Raw genomic sequence first — 16605 nt, 5'->3', positions numbered from 1 at the left:
AACACAATGAGCATCACGATCAGAGAAATTACCCTAACAGACGCAAACGCCCTGGCCAGCCTTTCCCTGCAGTTTGGCTATAGCGTGTCGGCAGGGGAAATGGAACAGAGGATAGGCCAGATATTGACTCGGAAAGAGCATTGCGGATTTGTAGCCATCAAAGCTGGACAGATAGTCGGCTGGATACATGGCTTCCATACCTTTCGCCTGGAGTCAGAGCCCTTTGTGGAGATCGGTGGCCTGGTGGTGGATCAGGTTTTTCGTCGGCAAGGTATAGGGCAACAGCTGGTGCTTCAGGTAAGGGAATGGGCTGCTGAGCAGTCAGTTGCGAAATTACGGGTGCGCTGCCATACCGCACGAACCGACACCCACGTTTTCTATCAGAGAGTTGGCTTCATGGAAAGCAAAGAGCAAAAAGTATTCGATCTGGCAGTTGCGCCACAATAGTCTTTGTTCATTTAGAGCTGGTATAAAAATAACCCCGAAATTCTGTTCTTTTGCAGTTACATTCTACTCTGCACTATGAAGAACCTGACCCAGGAAGCACTCGACCGAATCGTAACCTCTGTTGCTGCCAAAAAGATTATCCACGGCGCCGCTTTTCGTGTAGAGGCTGCCGATGGCTCGTTTTCGCTAGCCAGTGCTGCCGGCAATATGCAGCCGGACACACCCTTTTACATCGCGAGCATCAACAAAATGATACTGGCTGCTGTGACGCTCCGGCTTGTGAGAGATGGCAGACTTAGTCTGGATGATAAAATCAGGACATACCTGCCTGCTGACTTAATGCAGGGGTTGCATGTATTCAAGGGCAGGGAGTATGCAGAAGAACTAACGATCAGACACCTTATTTCCCAGACGTCTGGCTTGCCTTGCTACCTCATAGATAAGCGCCCGGGGCAGCCAAAGCTGATGGAGGAACTACTCAGCAGCCATGACGCTGCCTGGCCACTTGAAAAAACCTTAGACCAGGTAAAGCAGATGCAGCCTAAGTTCGCGCCCGGTCAGCCGGGCAAGGCCAGTTACGGAAACACCAACTTTAAATTGCTGGGCCGGGTGCTAGAGTCGGTGATGGCGCAACCACTGGATGAAATCCTGACTGCTGTTTTCGAAGAGTTAGGTATGAGCGCTACCTTTGTCATCAACCCTGATGAGAACAGGCCGTTCAGCCCTTTCTATTATAAAAATCACCAGGTCAGCCTACCGCTATACCTGTCCTCCTCTAGGTACGACATTGTTTCCACGACACAGGACCTAATGACTTTTCTGAAAGCTTTCTTTACTGGTCATTTCTATCCCAAAAACAGATTGCAGGAGCTCGAACAGTGGAACAGCATTTTCTTCCCGTTCAAGTACGGCATCGGCATACAGAAATTCTACACGCCCCGTCTCCTTTCGCCCTTCAAAGCCATACCTGACCTGATTGGCCACTGCGGCTCTACGGGCACGGCAGCGTTTTACATACCTGCCAGAAGTGCGTTTGTAACAGGAGCCATCAATCAGGCCAGCAGTCCGAGCACCTTGTTTCAAACCCTGATCAAGATTGTGAATAAGCTTTAACTCCTGGCTTATACCTCGGATTCCAGTTACAAAACCTTGCTAAGCCGAACATACGGAAGTTGTTCTGAGTAAGCAGACTATGAAAGCAATTATCTTACTCGGCACACTTAAGAAAGAAGGCTTGTCCAACACGGAGGTTCTTTCAGAATTTCTGGCAGGCTATTTTAAGAAGCAGGACATCGACTGCACCATCATCAAACTGGTGGAACACAACATACTGGCAGGCACCTACAGCGACATGGGCGAAGGTGACGACTGGCCCGGTATACTGCAGCAAATACTTGCGGCAGATATCATCGTGTTCGCCACGCCTATCTGGTGGAACAACCAGTCGTCGGAGATACAACGGGTGATCGAGCGCCTCGACGAACTCCATGACGAAATTCTGGAAGGAAAAAAATCGAAGCTGGAAGGGAAAGTAGGTGGTATCGTGATCACAGGAGACTCTGACGGAGCGCAGCATATTATCGCCAACGTCAGCAATTTCTACAATGCAGTGGGTATGGTGTTGCCTCCTTATGCTTCGTTATCGGTGCTTTGGGAAAAACAGGCTAAAGGTGAAAAGCCTACCCGCGAAGAGCTCTTAAAGAAATATGAAGAGGATTATGCCAGCACAGCGGAAAGTATGGTCAAGCAGATGCTCCGTTATCTCCAGAAGGCTTCTTCGTAAGTCTTATCACATCCTCCTGTACTAAGTAAGATTGTTGCCTCATGTGAGCGAATGGGGTATACCTGCGGCCAAGTCTAAGACAGGCGTTGCATCCGGATGCAGTTCAAAAACCGCTTCTTCAATAGGTGCATTGGTGAGCGATGCCTGCTGAATCAGATCCTGCAGCTTGTCTGCGGCCCTCTTCATATTAATGGGGCACAAATAGTTCAGGAGCATAAAGTACTCACCTTTTCCTTCCCCTATGTACAGGTACAGGTTGTGCGTTTTTTCTCCAAAGTATTCTAACGTACGGGTTTCAACATGCTTTATATCAGCAAGTGGAAAGGAAGCTTTCACTGAGCCGTTTAGCTCGATTAGTTTTATGATCATGGGCCTATGCTGACAAATGTATTATGAACCTAGGCAGTGGCTGATTTGCCGAACAGACTGCAGTTTAACAAAATTAAAGCAGAGCTAATAGTGATCTCTGGTTTATTCCATGTTATATACTGCAGATCATTTTTGTGTATACCATAAAGCGGGCTACTATGTTTAATAACTCAACTGTCACCTCTGGCCGCAGAGCGCAACCGATCTGGGCGCTGCCTAAAACCGCAACAGCGAGAGTTTCCGTGAGCAAGCCACCGAGTATTTTACGCACTGGCACCTACGTGGAGGTTACCAAAGAGAAACTGAGAAGAAGGTATGGCAATTGAATGCAGGTATAGATAATACGCTTGATGTGCATTACCGCGAGCACCTCGACTGGGGCCGTATTGCCCGTCCGGGACGCAATGTGTTTGTACAGGTGAGTATGGGGTTCTAGAATTTACGGTACCGGGTCGTAGCCACTCCCACCCCACGGATGACACCGCCCAATCCGCTTCAGCGCCATCCAGCCGCCTTTAAATGGCCCATACTTATTCACCGCTCCGAGAGCATAGGCTGAGCAGGTGGGGGTATAGCGGCAGGTGGCTGGCTTTAGGGGAGATATCATGTTGCGGTATACCCAGATAAGCGTGAGAAGCAATTTTTTGAAAAGCCAGGTCATGGTACGGTTTTGGTGCGTTTTATTTGCCGAACAACTGTTAGGTAACGCAATTTTTAAATAAATTTGTCACAGTTTAACTAATCTAAACAAAATTTCATGTTAAAAAGAATCCTTTCACTCCTTCTTTTAGTTTCGCTTTGCGTACCCTTCGCCAAAGCAGACGAAGGTATGTGGCTGCCGATGCTGATCAAGCGCCTGAACCACGCTGACATGCAGAAAAAAGGCCTGCAGCTGACTGCCGAAGAAATCTACAACGTGAACAAATCCAGCCTAAAGGACGCCATTGTGCAGTTCGGCGGCTTCTGTACGGGTGAGTTCATCTCCGCTGAAGGTCTGTTGCTAACCAACCACCACTGTGGTTACGGCCAGATCCAGTCGCACTCCACTCCTGAGAAAGATTATCTGACCAACGGCTTCTGGGCCATGGACCGCAAGCAGGAACTTCCAAACGAAGGCCTGTTCGTGGACATCCTGGTACGTATGGACGACGTGACCGGCAAAGTGCTGGAAGGCATCGATAACAATATGCCTGAGAAAGAGCGCCTGCAGCTTGCTTCGCAGCGTGCGCAGGCAATCGCTAAAGAAGCCAGCGAGAATGGCCGCTACGTGTCTTACGTGCGCGACTTCTTCAACGGAAACGAGTACTATCTGTTCATCTACGAGCGCTTCAACGACGTGCGCCTGGTAGGTACACCTCCGTCTGCCGTTGGTAAGTTTGGTGGCGACACCGACAATTGGATGTGGCCACGCCACACAGGTGACTTCGCTATGTTCCGCGTATACATGGCACCAGATGGCAAGCCGGCTGAGTACTCAGCTCAGAACGTGCCTTACAAGCCAAAGCACCACCTGCCGATCAACATTGGCGGTGTAGAGCAGGACGACTTCGCCATGGTATTCGGTTTCCCGGGCCGTACGAAGCGTTTCATGACTTCAGAAGGTCTGGTGCTGGACGTAGAGCAGCTGAACAAGTCGCGCATTAAACTGCGTGACAAGAAGCTGGCCCTGTGGAAAGAGGACATGGACAAGAGCGATGCAACCCGCATCCAATATGCCTCTAAGTATGCTTCTACTGCCAACTATTACAAGTATTCTATCGGTCAGAATGAAGGCATCAAGCGCATGAAGACAGTGGAAGGCAAGCGTGCCGATGAGAAGAAATTCCAGGCTTGGGCTGACGCCAATGCTGAGCGCAAAGCCATGTATGGCAGCGCCCTGAACGACATGAACGAAGCTTACAAAGAGATTGAGAAGTATAACCTGGGCAGCGTATACCTGAACGAAGCGGTACTGGGCACAGAAGCCCTGCTGTTTGCTTACCGCATGACGCCAGTTTTCAATGCTTTGAAATCAGGTAACGCTGATGCTGCCAAGAAAGCAGCGGAAGACCTGAAGCCAAGAGCTGACGCTTTCTTCAAAGACTACAACATGGCTACTGACAAGAAAGTATTTGCTGCCATGATGAAGTTCTACCACGAAGACATCGCCAAAGACCAGCAGCCGGAAGCTTTTAAGCAGATGGTAGCCAAGTACAAAGGTGACTTCAACAAAATGGCTGACCATGTGTACAGCAACTCGTTCGTGGTGAACAAGCAGAAAACAGAGCAGTTCCTGAACAACCCGACGCAGAAGCAACTGGCAAACGACCCGGCTTTCTCTTTGGTAAACTCCATCATGGAGAACTACCAGCAGAACATCGCGCCTAAACTGGCTGAGAGCAATGCCAAACTGGCTCGTGCAAACCGTCTTTACGTGGCAGGTCTGCGTCAGATGAACCCGGACAAGGTATACTACCCGGATGCTAATTCAACTATCCGTTTAAGCTATGGCTCTGTAAAGAACTACCAGCCATACGATGGCGTGACGTATCAGACCTTCACTACCCTGGAAGGTGTGATGCAGAAAGAAGACCCAAGCAACGAGGAGTTTATTGTACCGGCAAAACTAAAGCAGCTGTATGAGGCTAAAGACTACGGTCGCTATGCCAACAAAGACGGCGAATTGATCGTGAACTTCATCACCGACAACGACATCACAGGTGGTAACTCAGGTTCTCCGGTGATCAATGGCAACGGTGAGCTGATCGGTCTGGCCTTCGACGGTAACTGGGAAGCGATGACTGGTGACCTGGTGTACGATCCGGATTACAAGCGTTGCATCAACGTGAGCGCTAACTACGTGCTGTTCATGGTGGACAAGTATGCAGGTGCCTCTAACCTGATCAACGAGATGACCATCGTAAACACGAACAGCCCGGGTCCAGCTGATGCTGGCGTAGCTGCTGGTGCTCCTAGCGACAATGGCTCTACTCAGCTTCTTAACGCTGCTATTGAAGAAGCGAAAGCTGATCTGGCCGCTGGTAAGAAGTCAGTAAAAGTGAAGAAGAAAGATGGCAAAAAGTCTGCGACAGTAGAAGTAAAAAACTAAGCTGAAACTTTTTTAGTAAATCATAGCAAAGGCGCTGGGGATATCCTCAGCGCCTTTTTTGTTTGAATCAGGATTTTCAGGATTTTTTAGAATGGGCAGGATTGATATACCTTGGGATTGATTCATAATTGTCTGAATCTTCACATAGAGCCCCTATCTCCACGGATTCTCAGGATTATAATTTTTAAGATCTGTGCGGTCAGCTTGCTTGCACATCTGCTGTCCTATAAAGAAGAGAGGTTGAAGTGATGAGATGGGTGACTTTGAGAATGAAGCAGCTCAAAAAGACCTCACAGTGTTTTTCAAACCTGTGAGTGTCTGTGGGAGCGGCTGTGCTATACCTGACCCGAGTAGAGTTTTCAAGTTACTCGATCCGGTTAAGCTATAACTTCACAGCTTATATCTTTGCTCTGTAGCGGACAAGACACTCACAGGTCTGGAAGACGCTGTGAGGTCATCACAAAACCACAGCTTTATCAATCCTGCCCATCCTAAAAAATCCTTAAAATCCTGATTCTGACAAACCCTGCTACTACCCCCTCGTACATAGCACTTTAGCTATAAAACACGACCGAATGGGATAACGCAACTTCTACAAAACAAACTTAATTTCCTGCTTTTCCTTTTACTGCCTTGCCTCGCACAGGCGCAGGCCGATGTACCTGCGGGTGCACGTACCGCTGCACTGGGTAATGCCTCCGTTACCTTGCCTGACCTTTGGGCGCTCAACAACAATGTAGCAGGTATAGGCACCCTGGAGCAGGCGCAGGTCGGGGCTTATGTCGAGAACCGCTTTGGTGTCAGGGCTTTTTCGACGGTGGCGCTGCAGGCGGTATACCCTACCCAAAAGTATGGCAACTATGGCCTGAGCATGAGCCGCTTTGGCGATGAGCTTTTTAGTAAACAGCACGTGGGTATAGGGATAGGCCACAAGTTGGGTCAGTTTAGCTTAGGCGGAAAAGTAGACCTGTGGCAGGTGGCAGCCGAGGGCTATGGCAGTCGAAAGGCAGTAACGCTGTCGGTAGGCGGACAGGCGGAGATTGTGCCAGGCTTCTTCTTCGGAGCATACGCTTACAACATCAACCAGGCCAGACTGGCCGAATTCGACGATGAGCGACTTCCTACGATTATGAAAGCGGGCCTCGGTTATCGCCCTTACCAAAAACTGCTGTTACTCGCCGAAACCGAAAAGCACATTGACTTCCCCGCCAACTTCAAAGCAGGTATAGAATACCAGTTGCTGCAGGAGAAACTGACCTTGCGCTCTGGTTTCAGCACACTTACCAATCGCGCTACTTTCGGACTTGGCTTCCGGGCAAGACAGCTTTATATTGACTATGCCTTTGGCTCCACGACTTTGCTCGGTCAAAGCCATCACCTATCACTTTCCTATACCTTCCAAAAGTAAAATCACATGAAGCAAGGTATAGCGACACGCTTCAGGTATATACTTCTTCGCTTGCGATTGTGGCTATCTGGCACATCGCAAGGTATAGAGATGCTCTGCCGATATAGAACATCACCGTGGCAAGCTGGCTTGAAAACAGGTATAGCAACCTTCCTACTATTGCTTAGCACCTGGCTGCCGCTGCAGGCACAGGACTATCCGCGCCAAACATTCGACTTTGACTTGTTCGTGCAAGAGTTATTTGCGCAGCAGGAGGACGAAAACGTACCCTACGAAGACTTCTACGAAACACTCTTCCAGTACTTCCAGCGCCCCATCGACCTCAACCGCACCACACCCGAAGAACTAGCCTCGCTCTACATCCTGTCCCGCCCGCAGATAGCTTCCTTCTTCCGTCACATCCAGGAAAACGGTCCTCTGCTGAGCATCTATGAACTACAAGCTATACCTGATTTCGACCTTATCACGATTTACAAGCTTGTGTACTTTGTGCGGGTCGATGATGCAGGCCTCAATGCCGACCAAAGGCCACTGTTGCAGCGCATCGTTGGCGAAGACAACAACGCCTTGATTGTCCGCTACGAGCGGACCTTGCAGGAACGCCATGGCTATACCTCGGTCGACACCACCAGCCGCTCCAGAACCCGCTACCTCGGCTCACCCGACAAAGTGCTGATGCGCTACCGTGTGAGCCACACCCGTGACTATAGTCTGGGCTTTACCGCTGAGAAAGACGCCGGAGAGCAATTGACGTGGGACCCCGTCACCCGCCGGTACGGTTTTGATTTCTACTCGGCACATCTGCAGCTCTACAACAAGGGGAAATTCAAATCGATTGCGCTTGGCGATTATCAACTACAGTTCGGGCAGGGACTGCTGCTTTCGTCAGGCTATACCGTGGGAAAGGGCAGCGAGACCATCACGACAGTCAGCCGTCCGAACGTAGGTATACGCCCCTATAGTTCGGTGCTGGAGCATGCCTTTTACAGGGGAGCGGCTGCCACTTATACCTTAGGCAAAGTGGATGTAACGGGTTTTGTATCAAGCAAACGGGTAGACGCTAACCTGCAGGCACAACTCGACACACTCGATAACTTCGGGGATTTCTTTACAGGTATACAGACCTCCGGCTTTCACCGAACACCTACTGAACTGGCGAACAGAGGACGGGTACGGGAGCAAATAATTGGGGGAAATGCTACTTACCAGAGTCGCAACCGCACTTTGCTGGCAGGCATCACAGCGATGGCTACTACCTACAGCTCCCCTATCCAGAAAGCGGGCCTGCCCTACCAGCGCTTCGAGTTTAGCGGCACGAGCAATTATAACATCGGCGCCAACTATGCCTATACCTGGCAGAACGTATACCTGTTCGGCGAAACGGCTATCTCCAAAAGCGGCGGTTTGGGCACCGTGAATGGTTTGACGGCAAACCTTTCCAACAAAGTGGAACTGGCCATGCTCTACCGCTACTATGCCCGCGACTTCCATACCTTCTATGGCAATGCATTCGGGGAGAGCACTCGTAACATAAACGAGCAGGGCTTTTATACCGGTATCAAAATAAAGCCTTTTCCGAAGTGGGAGCTCACAGCCTTTTATGACCGCTTCCGCTTTCCGTGGCTGCGTTACCGTGTGGATGCCCCTTCGCATGGTGACGAGTACATGCTTCGGCTCTTGTTCCGGCCTAACCGACAAAGTTCGCTATACGCACAGTTCAGGGCTGAGAGCAAAGGCCGCAATGTAGCCGACAACAGCACTAGCATAGACTATGTGGGACAGGCAAACCGCAAGAATTACCTGTTGTACTATGAATTTACGCCGACGCCAATCATAAACCTCCGCTCACGGGTACAGTTCAGCAGTTTCGAGCTGGAGTCACCGCAGACTACGGGCTATTTGATTGCGCAGGACATCAACTTCAATTTCAACAAAGTGCGTTTGAGTACCCGCTACGCCATTTTCGACACGGACAATTATGATACGCGGCAATATGCCTTTGAACGGGATGTGCTTTATGCTTTCTCTATACCTGCCTTCAGTGGTAGAGGCACCCGCCTGTATGCCTTACTGCAATTCAGGCCGATGCGGCGAATGGATGTTTGGGTGAAGTATGGCCTGACGCATTACCGTAACCAGCGCACAGTTGGTTCAGGACTAGAGACGATTGACGGACCAAGGAGATCGGATATCAGGGTGCAGACAAGGTATAGGTTTTAACTTTCTTCCCCCTTTAACTGCACTTGCAATGGCCTGCAACTCTCCTTTGCAGTGGCACTTACCAAAGCCCCTTTTCTGTCAAGCTCCAGATGGCAGCATTCCACAAAAAGCTCTTTCAGTTTCTCACGCCCACGCTGCACCCGCGACTTGGCTCCTGAGTAGGACATACCCAGCCGTTCTGCAATCTCTTTCTGACTGATACCTTCAATTTCGCTCAGGCGCAGAGGCTCGGCATACTCGGCAGGCAACATATTGATAAGCGGCAGCACAAGGCTTTCTGAATCCTGGTGTTCGTTGTCTTGCTGCAGCTTCTCTTCCAGCTTACTTTCATCTTCTACAGGCACACTGCGCCCCTGCTCACGGTAGTAGTCGTACACGGCGTTGCGGGCAATCTGGTAAAGCCAGGCGTTCATGTTGCGCACATCTGACAGTTGTTCGCAATGTTTGTAGAGCTTCACATAGAGCTGTTGCAAAATATCGTTGGCCTCGTCTTTATCACGAACACGATTTAGCACAAAGCCGCGCAGTTTGGCTTCGTACTCCAGGTATACAGGCGCTACCGCAGCACAGGTGTCTATTGAAGTAACAACCTGATCGCCCGAACAGGTATGACAGCTTTTGTTTTCCATGACGTAACGATTCTAATTGTGATAGCAGGCGGAGATATACATCAATTTACGAAGAAAAATATGGAAAAGGCAAATTCAAAATAACTTCTGAAAGTACATAAAAAATAACCGGACCACGGCAGGTATGGGCTATACCTGCCGTGGTCCGGCTTCATAGTTTTATCTTGTACTAAATGGCAGTTGTTTCGATGGTAGGGATGGTGCGGGCATTTGCTCCTTCGCCGTATACAGTGGCTTCACCGAAGGTATAGAAAGCTTCCCAGTCTACACCCTGCGGGTCTGTGATCCACGATTTCTCGGACTTAGCGTAGCAGCAGGTGCATTTTCCTTCTTCCCGAATGGCCCCTTTAGCCTCCTTCAAGCGGCCGTATACCTCGGCCAGTTCTTCCTCGCTTTCGGCCTGTATGCCCAAGTGCTCTATACCTGCGTTTTCGGGGTGCAGTGATATGGCAAAGTTAATGCGCGGGTCCTCCAGCATCCATTTGGCATAGTCTTCTTTCAATACGGTAGGCTCCGTACCGAACAATGCTGTATAAAATGTAGTAGACTCCTGCAGGTTCTTAACGCGCACATTCACGTGAAATCTTTTCATGGCTTTGTCTTTTTAAGGTGATGTTTTCTAGTTACACCTTGATGACGACGAGAGGTCTGAAAAGACGCAGCCCCACGAAAATATTTTTCGCGGGGCTGCTACCAGTTAGTGTACAAGGGTGAAATCCGCAAAGAAACAGACCCAGGGAGTGAAGGCGGGCCTGCCTCTTTGCTTTGTATTACAGGTAGGATGAAAAATTAGTGCTGTTTTGCCAGAATTCGCGGCAGGTTTCACGCTGCTTTTCCAGGAATTCCTGATCGCGCTTCAGACTTTTCCAGTCGCCGTAGCCGAGACGTTCGCATAGCTTGAAAAAGCTGTCGCCTTGGTTTTGGCGGCCTTTGATGCGAACCAGTGAGCTTAGCAGGGGCCGACCTGCGGCATGTTCTGCTTCTGAAATTTCGTCGATTACTTCGTTAAGTTGTGACTTTTCGTAAGAGTTTTCAAGGTTTAGGCCTAGTTCGGCTTCTAATATCAGGTTCTGGAACGACATCAGGTGAGCGCGACCGCGGGCTACTTGAATGAGTTTTTTTCGTACGCGTGTATTCATCTTTCTTTATTAGATAATGAAGGACAGCGGACAACACCCGCTACTTTGTGCAGAGGGCTCCAACTGAATAGGTTTCATAAAATATCTATATACACTTATACTCCAAAAACGGCTTTCGGGTTGTCCTGTGTTGTGAAAAAAATCGGGTAAACACCTTAATGTCCAGCCCATGTTATGAAACATAACTGAAACACAACACGTTACAGGCCATTTTTTTACTGTAGTCTTGGCTGTTTTTCGGACAGGTACTTCCAGTAGCGCTTTGGGATATGCCGCAAGTGCAATTTGGGATTCTTGCGCTCAGGTATGTTCACATGGTCGAAGTATACCTGCCAGAGCATCTGGTAGCGGGTTTCGTTCTCGTCGAACTGGTCAGGGCTGAGCTTGCCCTGCTGTTTAGGGGTCAAAGCCGGATTCTCAAGCTGTACAAAGCTTGTATGCCGCAAATCATAATAGGCACCGTAACGGCGCGATGCATCATAAATAGCCCACCGCTGATCGGCATAGCGCTTTTCGAAATGCCGCACAATCAGGGGCAGCACATTAAAGTCGGGTGAGATGCTGGCGTAGTAAAGTCCATCGGCAGTTTTTTGAAAGCGCACGAAGGCCTCCATCCGGTGTTTTTCACGATGTACCTGCTTTTGAATCTGCTGTACCTGCAGGATAAAGGGAGCCGTGTAATTTCCTTCCACACTTTCAGGCGAGTCGAATACGAGGCGGGCATAGTCAAAGATCAACCGCTCAAAGCCACTCTGCTCCCACAGATAGGTATAGTAGAGCGAGTCCAGTGCCGTTGCTGACAAGCGCTTCTTCAGGCCCTGCCATACCCGGCTTGCCTTCTCTTCGTCGGTCAACACTGCTATCGTTTCTCCAAACATAGAGGGTTGAGCCAACTGCTCAGGCTCAATGGCGGTAGGCCAAGCTTTGCGCTCGTATGCCTCAAACACCACCGTGAGCAGTCCCTCGAAAGAGCCATCGTAGGTATAGAAGTACATCGGCAAGACACTCTCGCTACTGCTTGGCGCCAGAATTTACACGCCCCTTCTCGCGCTTGCTATCGTGTTGCAATCTGGAAGAAAGGCTCTGCAGGTGAGGTACCAGCATGTTGAGTTTGCAGCAGCAGGATACACGGGCAACTTTAGTAGAATTTCTCATCGTCTTATGAATGGTTTGAAATGATGTATGATCTGTTTTGTTACACAATTCTGTCTTATGATCTTCTCTCCCCTCTTCCATGTCACACTTTTTATTTTTAGCCTACCTGCCGAAACAAGTCCAGCTGCTGCGTAAGCAGTGCACTTCGCACAGAACCCTCGCCAAACAGGATGCGGCGGCGTAGCTGCTCTGAGTCAAAGTCCTGCCGCTGCAGACTCTGGGTCTGGCAGGTGATAAAATACTTGGCCCGCTTCAGCACCACGCCCATTTGGCGCAAGTGGTCAAAGTGCAGCGGTGCAAACCGCCGGGCTGATATTATTTTCTTAGCCGACTTCACTCCAATGCCCGGCACACGCAGGATCATTTCGTAGTCGGCAGTGTTGATCTCCACCGGAAAGAAATGGCGGTTACGCAGCGCCCAGCCCAGTTTTGGGTCTATGTCCAGGTCCAGATTCGGATTCGCCTCATCCAGTATCTCCTTCACATCGAAACCATAGAAGCGCATCAGCCAATCGGCCTGGTAAATGCGGTTCTCCCGAATGATCGGCGGCTCCGTGATGATCGACAGCCTGCTATCGGTGCTCACCGGCACGTAGCCCGAGTAGTAAACCCGCTTCAGGCTATACCCTTTGTAAAGCTGGTCTGATAGCTGCAGAATCTGGCGGTCGCTCTCGGCAGTGGCCCCCACGATCAGCTGCGTGCTCTGCCCGGCCGGCGCAAACTTGGGCGTCGCCTTGAACAGTTTGCTTTCTTCCTTGGCCTGCACCAGCTGGTTCTTGATTGATCCCATCGGCAACAGGATCTCAGCGTAGTTTTTTTCCGGCGCCAGACTTTGCAGGCTCTGCTCTGAGGGCAGCTCAATGTTCACACTCAGGCGGTCAGCATACAGGCCCGCTTCTTTGATCAACTCATCACTCGCACCCGGTATGGTTTTGAGGTGAATATAACCGTTGAACTTCTCTTCCTGCCGCAGCTTTTTAGCCACTCGTACAAGTCGCTCCATAGTATAGTCAGCATCTTTGAAAATGCCCGAACTCAAAAACAGCCCCTCTATGTAATTGCGACGGTAGAAGTTGATGGTCAAATCCACCACTTCCTGCACCGTAAAAGCGGCCCGCTGCACATCGTTGCTTTTGCGTGTCACACAGTAGGCGCAGTCGTAAATGCAGAAATTAGTCAGCAGGATCTTCAGCAAGGAAACGCAACGACCGTCTTCGGTATAGCTGTGGCAAATACCCATGCCTTCTGCGTTGCCCAAGCCTTTGTTTTCATTCTTGCGCTTTCCGCCGCTCGACGAACAGGAAACATCGTACTTGGCAGCATCTGCTAATATTTTTAGCTTACCTATTACTTTATCATTCATCTTCGCCTCTTCTATCTGCTTGACGGTTATAAAATTACAAAAATATTAGCACAAACCCCAATTTTATTAGCAATAATATTTATCAACATGCTATCCACATCCAAACAATGCTAACATGATTAGCAGAGGCAGTTTTCCTGATTTCAGCCTGAAATTTTCCACATAGAGCCGAAAAGACTATATTAGGAGGTTGTACCGTACAACCACATACAACAAACAGTAAGCGCCCCTATACTTCCATGGCTTTTCCACGTCCGCCCTTTTTATGCTGTATGTTAGCCTGCATGCTGGGAGCATGGCTGCTGGCTGGCGATGTGTGGGCGCAGGAAATACCGACGCGAAAGGATACCGTTTCTACTCCAGCCGATACCACAAAGCAGAAGTTCGACGAGCGTGTGATGAGTAACCTGCGGGAAATCTCACAACGCAAGACCATTATGGGAAAGCTGCTAAAAGCCATACTGGTTTTCGACCGTCGTGATGAGGAGGTACTAGGACTGGATGCTGAGCTGATTCAGCGCGAGTACGAACGGCACAATTATAAGGTAGTGCGCCACATCAACATCATGACGCTCGACGCACTGGGTTATTCCATACACGACACAACACGGGTGCCACGCAGCTTTCTGGAAAAGGCTGGCAACTCACTGCACGTCAAAACCCGCCGGCACCTGGTCCGCAACAAACTACTCTTCCAGCGGATGGAGCCTCTGGAGCCGCTGGCATTGGTCGAGTCGGAGCGTCTACTGCGCCAGACCGACTATCTGCTCGATGCCCGCATCATTGTGGACGAGCGCACCACCACCGAAGACAGTGTGGATGTACTGGTCATCACCAAAGACATTTTCAGCCTGGGCGGATCTGGCTCCTATACCCCATCATCGGGCTCGGGCAGAGTTGCCTTGCGTGAGCTCAACTTCCTGGGGCTTGGCCATCAGATTCGCGGTTCCTACCGTTTCAACATGAATGCCCCCCGGTCCTGGGAGACTACCGCCGGGTATACGGTGGAGAACATCGGCAACACATACATTACAGCCGACATCAATTACTTCGATCAGAATTTCTACAAAGAGCGCAGCGCCTACCTGCGTCGCGACTTTTTTGCCACCAACACTCGCTATGCCGGGGCTGTCGGGGCCAGTAAGATAGACGAGCAACTGCTACTGCCGCCGGTGCCGGAGGACACGATACAGCGCTTCGCTGAGGTGGGCTACCACCGACAGGATCTCTGGCTGGGCCGCTCATTCAAGTTCAAGAGCTATAACCTGGGCTTTGAGCCACGCGGGCGACTGATTACGGCACTGCGGGTCATCAATACAAATTTTTACACCAAGCCTACCGAGAATTTCCAGGATAATGTGCTGGGCATCGCCAGTCTGGGTTACAGTGTGCGCCGCTACTACAAAGACCGCTACCTGTATGGCTTTGGCCGAACAGAGGACGTGCCCGCCGGCACGCTGGCATCCATATCGTACGGCTACGAGCGGGGCGACTTGTTCAACCGGCGCTACTTCGGGCTGGACCTTTCCTTTGCCCGCTACAACAAAGAAGCTGGCTACCTCTACAGCCGCGCCGGCTATGGCTCGTTTATAAGAGACGGCAAATGGGAACAGGGCATGCTGGAGCTGGAATCGCTGTACTTTACGCGACTGTATGAGAACGGCAACTGGAAGCTGCGCCACTTTATACTTGGCCGAAGCACCATTGGCATCAACCGCAACCCCGAAGAGCTGCTCTCCATCAACAACGAAGAGGGTCTGCGAGGCTTTCGTTCGGGTTTGCTGCGGGGCAACCGCCGCGTCGTGATCAACTACGAAGCCAATCTCTATACCCCTTTCAAACTCTTCGGCTTCCGATTGGCCACACTGGTTTTTGCGGATGTGGCCTGGCTCTCGTACGGCAACAGCAGCTCCCCTTTCAAGAGCACGCCTTATCCCGGTTTCGGAGCAGGTATACGCTTCCGCAACGAGTACTTGTCATTCAGCACGATCCAGATTTTGGTGGGCTACTATCCCAAGATTCCGCCTAACGAGAACTTCAACAACCTGCGCATTTACGAGTCGTCCCGCTCCTACTACGACTTCGAAGACTTCCGCTTCACACAGCCTGGCATAGCCGAGTTCAGGTAAATCTTTCTGTATCTTTTTGGGCTGATCGGGGTACAAAGGCAGAGTAATTTAATAAACCCTGAACATGGAAAAGCTAAGAGAAAAATCAGAATATGAAGGCAACCCGGTTGGGCTGTCCAAAACTACCGCCACGGCAATGGCCAACGAACTGGACCGTCATCTGTCGTCGTTTATCACCCTTTACAATCAGTATCACAAGCACCACTGGATGGTGGAAGGCCCGCAGTTCCGCGACCTGCACCTGTTCTTTGAAGAGCACTATATCCAGATCCACGAGCAGTACGATGCCATAGCCGAGCGCCTCACCGTGATGGGCTACTGCCCTACCTGCCACCCGGCGAAACAGCTGGAACTTTCCTATATCGCGCACGAGGAAGAAGGTGTGTTCCGAATCCGGGAGATGCTCAAAAAAGACATGGAGGACGAAAAGACGATTGCCGTGGAGTTGCGCAAATCCATCAAGAAAGCCTTTGAGCAGGAAGACTTCGCGACCAAGTCTCTATTAGAGGGCATGCTTCTCAAAACTGAAGACCGCTGCCACCACATCGAGCACTTCCTGGGCGAAGACGGCCTGTCTATCGGACTGATCGCGAAGCCAGATGATATCATGGAGGAAGACGGTGAGCCAGCCAAAGGCCAGAATGGCAAAGCGAAGACTACGAAGAAGTCCAAGGCTTAATTTATAGTCTGGTTATACCTTATAAAACAGGCAGTCCATGTGGGCTGTCTGTTTTTTTTATCTAGGTCAGGTCTGAACACATTATTCATCTGTCTTCAGCCAACCATCTTTTGTATCCTTTTGCCCCTCTCTTCAGGTATAAGGGGAACAGCCGAAACCGGAAGGCTATACCTGCAATGGTTTCGCTATATTTGCA

17 protein-coding genes are annotated in these 16605 nt (G+C 50.3%); 9 read left to right on the top strand and 8 right to left on the bottom strand.

Annotated elements, in window-relative coordinates; translation table 11 throughout:
- Positions 1-6 precede the first annotated feature (6 nt).
- The 3 genes from I0P70_RS10620 to I0P70_RS10610 all read left to right on the top strand — a co-directional run bounded on the left by I0P70_RS10620 (position 7) and on the right by I0P70_RS10610 (position 2230).
- Positions 7-447 carry a GNAT family N-acetyltransferase gene (locus I0P70_RS10620; RefSeq protein ID WP_196117492.1) on the top strand — a complete coding sequence of 147 codons (441 nt, stop codon included), beginning with the start codon at positions 7-9 and terminating at the stop codon, positions 445-447.
- Positions 448-522: 75 nt separating this feature from the next.
- On the top strand, positions 523-1560 hold the full coding sequence (locus I0P70_RS10615) for a serine hydrolase (protein WP_196117490.1): 1038 nt from the start codon (positions 523-525) through the stop codon (positions 1558-1560).
- Positions 1561-1639: 79 nt separating this feature from the next.
- Positions 1640-2230, top strand: coding sequence for a flavodoxin family protein (locus I0P70_RS10610; protein WP_196117487.1), 591 nt, complete (start codon positions 1640-1642; stop codon positions 2228-2230).
- A 39-nt stretch (positions 2231-2269) separates the two neighbouring features.
- Here the strand turns inward: I0P70_RS10610 and I0P70_RS10605 are convergent, their stop codons facing one another.
- Positions 2270-2599, bottom strand: coding sequence for a hypothetical protein (locus tag I0P70_RS10605; RefSeq protein ID WP_196117485.1), 330 nt, complete (start codon positions 2597-2599; stop codon positions 2270-2272).
- 158 nt (positions 2600-2757) lie between these two features.
- Between I0P70_RS10605 and I0P70_RS10600 the strand changes: the two genes are divergently transcribed.
- The gene (locus tag I0P70_RS10600; RefSeq protein ID WP_196117483.1) at positions 2758-2925 is read left to right on the top strand and encodes a hypothetical protein; all 168 of its coding nucleotides are present in this window, start codon (positions 2758-2760) and stop codon (positions 2923-2925) included.
- Positions 2926-3038: 113 nt separating this feature from the next.
- Here I0P70_RS10600 and yidD read toward each other — a convergent pair whose 3' ends face one another.
- Entirely contained in the window at positions 3039-3260 is a 222-nt protein-coding gene (gene yidD / locus I0P70_RS10595; protein ID WP_196117481.1) for a membrane protein insertion efficiency factor YidD, read from the bottom strand.
- 96 nt (positions 3261-3356) lie between these two features.
- Between yidD and I0P70_RS10590 the strand changes: the two genes are divergently transcribed.
- The 3 genes from I0P70_RS10590 (at position 3357) to I0P70_RS10580 (ending at position 9315) form a co-directional block, all read left to right on the top strand.
- Positions 3357-5687, top strand: coding sequence for a S46 family peptidase (locus I0P70_RS10590; protein WP_196117479.1), 2331 nt, complete (start codon positions 3357-3359; stop codon positions 5685-5687).
- Positions 5688-6393: 706 nt separating this feature from the next.
- Positions 6394-7095, top strand: coding sequence for a hypothetical protein (locus tag I0P70_RS10585; RefSeq protein WP_196117477.1), 702 nt, complete (start codon positions 6394-6396; stop codon positions 7093-7095).
- A gap of 6 nt (positions 7096-7101) precedes the next feature.
- Positions 7102-9315, top strand: a complete 2214-nt coding sequence (locus tag I0P70_RS10580) for a helix-hairpin-helix domain-containing protein (protein ID WP_230392119.1) — start codon at positions 7102-7104, stop codon at positions 9313-9315.
- Here I0P70_RS10580 and sigZ read toward each other — a convergent pair.
- The 6 genes from sigZ to I0P70_RS10550 all read right to left on the bottom strand — a co-directional run bounded on the left by sigZ (position 9312) and on the right by I0P70_RS10550 (position 13601).
- The gene (sigZ, locus tag I0P70_RS10575) at positions 9312-9944 is read right to left on the bottom strand and encodes an RNA polymerase sigma factor SigZ (RefSeq protein ID WP_196117475.1); all 633 of its coding nucleotides are present in this window, start codon (positions 9942-9944) and stop codon (positions 9312-9314) included. The two genes, I0P70_RS10580 and sigZ, sit on opposite strands and share 4 nt — an antisense overlap.
- A 169-nt stretch (positions 9945-10113) precedes the next feature.
- The gene (locus I0P70_RS10570; RefSeq protein ID WP_196117473.1) at positions 10114-10536 is read right to left on the bottom strand and encodes an ArsI/CadI family heavy metal resistance metalloenzyme; all 423 of its coding nucleotides are present in this window, start codon (positions 10534-10536) and stop codon (positions 10114-10116) included.
- Positions 10537-10714: 178 nt separating this feature from the next.
- A complete protein-coding gene (locus I0P70_RS10565; RefSeq protein ID WP_040574144.1) occupies positions 10715-11083 on the bottom strand; it encodes a hypothetical protein in 369 nt (122 codons plus the stop codon).
- 215 nt (positions 11084-11298) lie between these two features.
- A complete protein-coding gene (locus I0P70_RS10560) occupies positions 11299-12078 on the bottom strand; it encodes a TIGR03915 family putative DNA repair protein (protein ID WP_196117563.1) in 780 nt (259 codons plus the stop codon).
- Positions 12079-12094: 16 nt separating this feature from the next.
- Positions 12095-12238 (bottom strand): hypothetical protein, encoded by a 144-nt coding sequence (locus I0P70_RS10555; RefSeq protein ID WP_196117471.1) that lies wholly within the window; start codon positions 12236-12238, stop codon positions 12095-12097.
- 97 nt (positions 12239-12335) lie between these two features.
- Positions 12336-13601: a putative DNA modification/repair radical SAM protein gene (locus tag I0P70_RS10550; protein ID WP_196117469.1), complete on the bottom strand. Its 1266-nt coding sequence runs from the start codon at positions 13599-13601 to the stop codon at positions 12336-12338.
- A gap of 284 nt (positions 13602-13885) precedes the next feature.
- Between I0P70_RS10550 and I0P70_RS10545 the strand changes: the two genes are divergently transcribed.
- Both I0P70_RS10545 and I0P70_RS10540 read left to right on the top strand, forming a co-directional pair.
- Complete coding sequence (locus I0P70_RS10545) at positions 13886-15730, top strand: hypothetical protein (RefSeq protein WP_196117467.1); 1845 nt, start codon at positions 13886-13888, stop codon at positions 15728-15730.
- A 64-nt stretch (positions 15731-15794) separates the two neighbouring features.
- Positions 15795-16409 (top strand): Dps family protein, encoded by a 615-nt coding sequence (locus I0P70_RS10540; protein ID WP_196117465.1) that lies wholly within the window; start codon positions 15795-15797, stop codon positions 16407-16409.
- The last annotated feature ends 196 nt before the right edge of the window (positions 16410-16605 follow it).

Source organism: Pontibacter sp. FD36, from assembly GCF_015686655.1.
Classification (GTDB): domain Bacteria; phylum Bacteroidota; class Bacteroidia; order Cytophagales; family Hymenobacteraceae; genus Pontibacter.
This window is presented reverse-complemented; position numbering and strand designations above follow the sequence as displayed.

Coding starts and splice junctions, on each gene's coding strand:
- I0P70_RS10610 (WP_196117487.1), top strand. CDS start 1,640: ATGAAAGCAATTATCTTACTCGGCACACTTAAGAAAGAAGGCTTGTCC.
- I0P70_RS10545 (WP_196117467.1), top strand. CDS start 13,886: ATGCTGGGAGCATGGCTGCTGGCTGGCGATGTGTGGGCGCAGGAAATA.
- I0P70_RS10570 (WP_196117473.1), bottom strand. CDS start 10,536: ATGAAAAGATTTCACGTGAATGTGCGCGTTAAGAACCTGCAGGAGTCT.
- I0P70_RS10580 (WP_230392119.1), top strand. CDS start 7,102: ATGAAGCAAGGTATAGCGACACGCTTCAGGTATATACTTCTTCGCTTG.
- I0P70_RS10555 (WP_196117471.1), bottom strand. CDS start 12,238: ATGAGAAATTCTACTAAAGTTGCCCGTGTATCCTGCTGCTGCAAACTC.
- I0P70_RS10550 (WP_196117469.1), bottom strand. CDS start 13,601: ATGAATGATAAAGTAATAGGTAAGCTAAAAATATTAGCAGATGCTGCC.
- I0P70_RS10605 (WP_196117485.1), bottom strand. CDS start 2,599: ATGATCATAAAACTAATCGAGCTAAACGGCTCAGTGAAAGCTTCCTTT.
- I0P70_RS10615 (WP_196117490.1), top strand. CDS start 523: ATGAAGAACCTGACCCAGGAAGCACTCGACCGAATCGTAACCTCTGTT.
- I0P70_RS10620 (WP_196117492.1), top strand. CDS start 7: ATGAGCATCACGATCAGAGAAATTACCCTAACAGACGCAAACGCCCTG.
- I0P70_RS10560 (WP_196117563.1), bottom strand. CDS start 12,078: ATGTACTTCTATACCTACGATGGCTCTTTCGAGGGACTGCTCACGGTG.
- yidD (WP_196117481.1), bottom strand. CDS start 3,260: ATGACCTGGCTTTTCAAAAAATTGCTTCTCACGCTTATCTGGGTATAC.
- I0P70_RS10540 (WP_196117465.1), top strand. CDS start 15,795: ATGGAAAAGCTAAGAGAAAAATCAGAATATGAAGGCAACCCGGTTGGG.
- I0P70_RS10565 (WP_040574144.1), bottom strand. CDS start 11,083: ATGAATACACGCGTACGAAAAAAACTCATTCAAGTAGCCCGCGGTCGC.
- I0P70_RS10590 (WP_196117479.1), top strand. CDS start 3,357: ATGTTAAAAAGAATCCTTTCACTCCTTCTTTTAGTTTCGCTTTGCGTA.
- sigZ (WP_196117475.1), bottom strand. CDS start 9,944: ATGGAAAACAAAAGCTGTCATACCTGTTCGGGCGATCAGGTTGTTACT.
- I0P70_RS10600 (WP_196117483.1), top strand. CDS start 2,758: ATGTTTAATAACTCAACTGTCACCTCTGGCCGCAGAGCGCAACCGATC.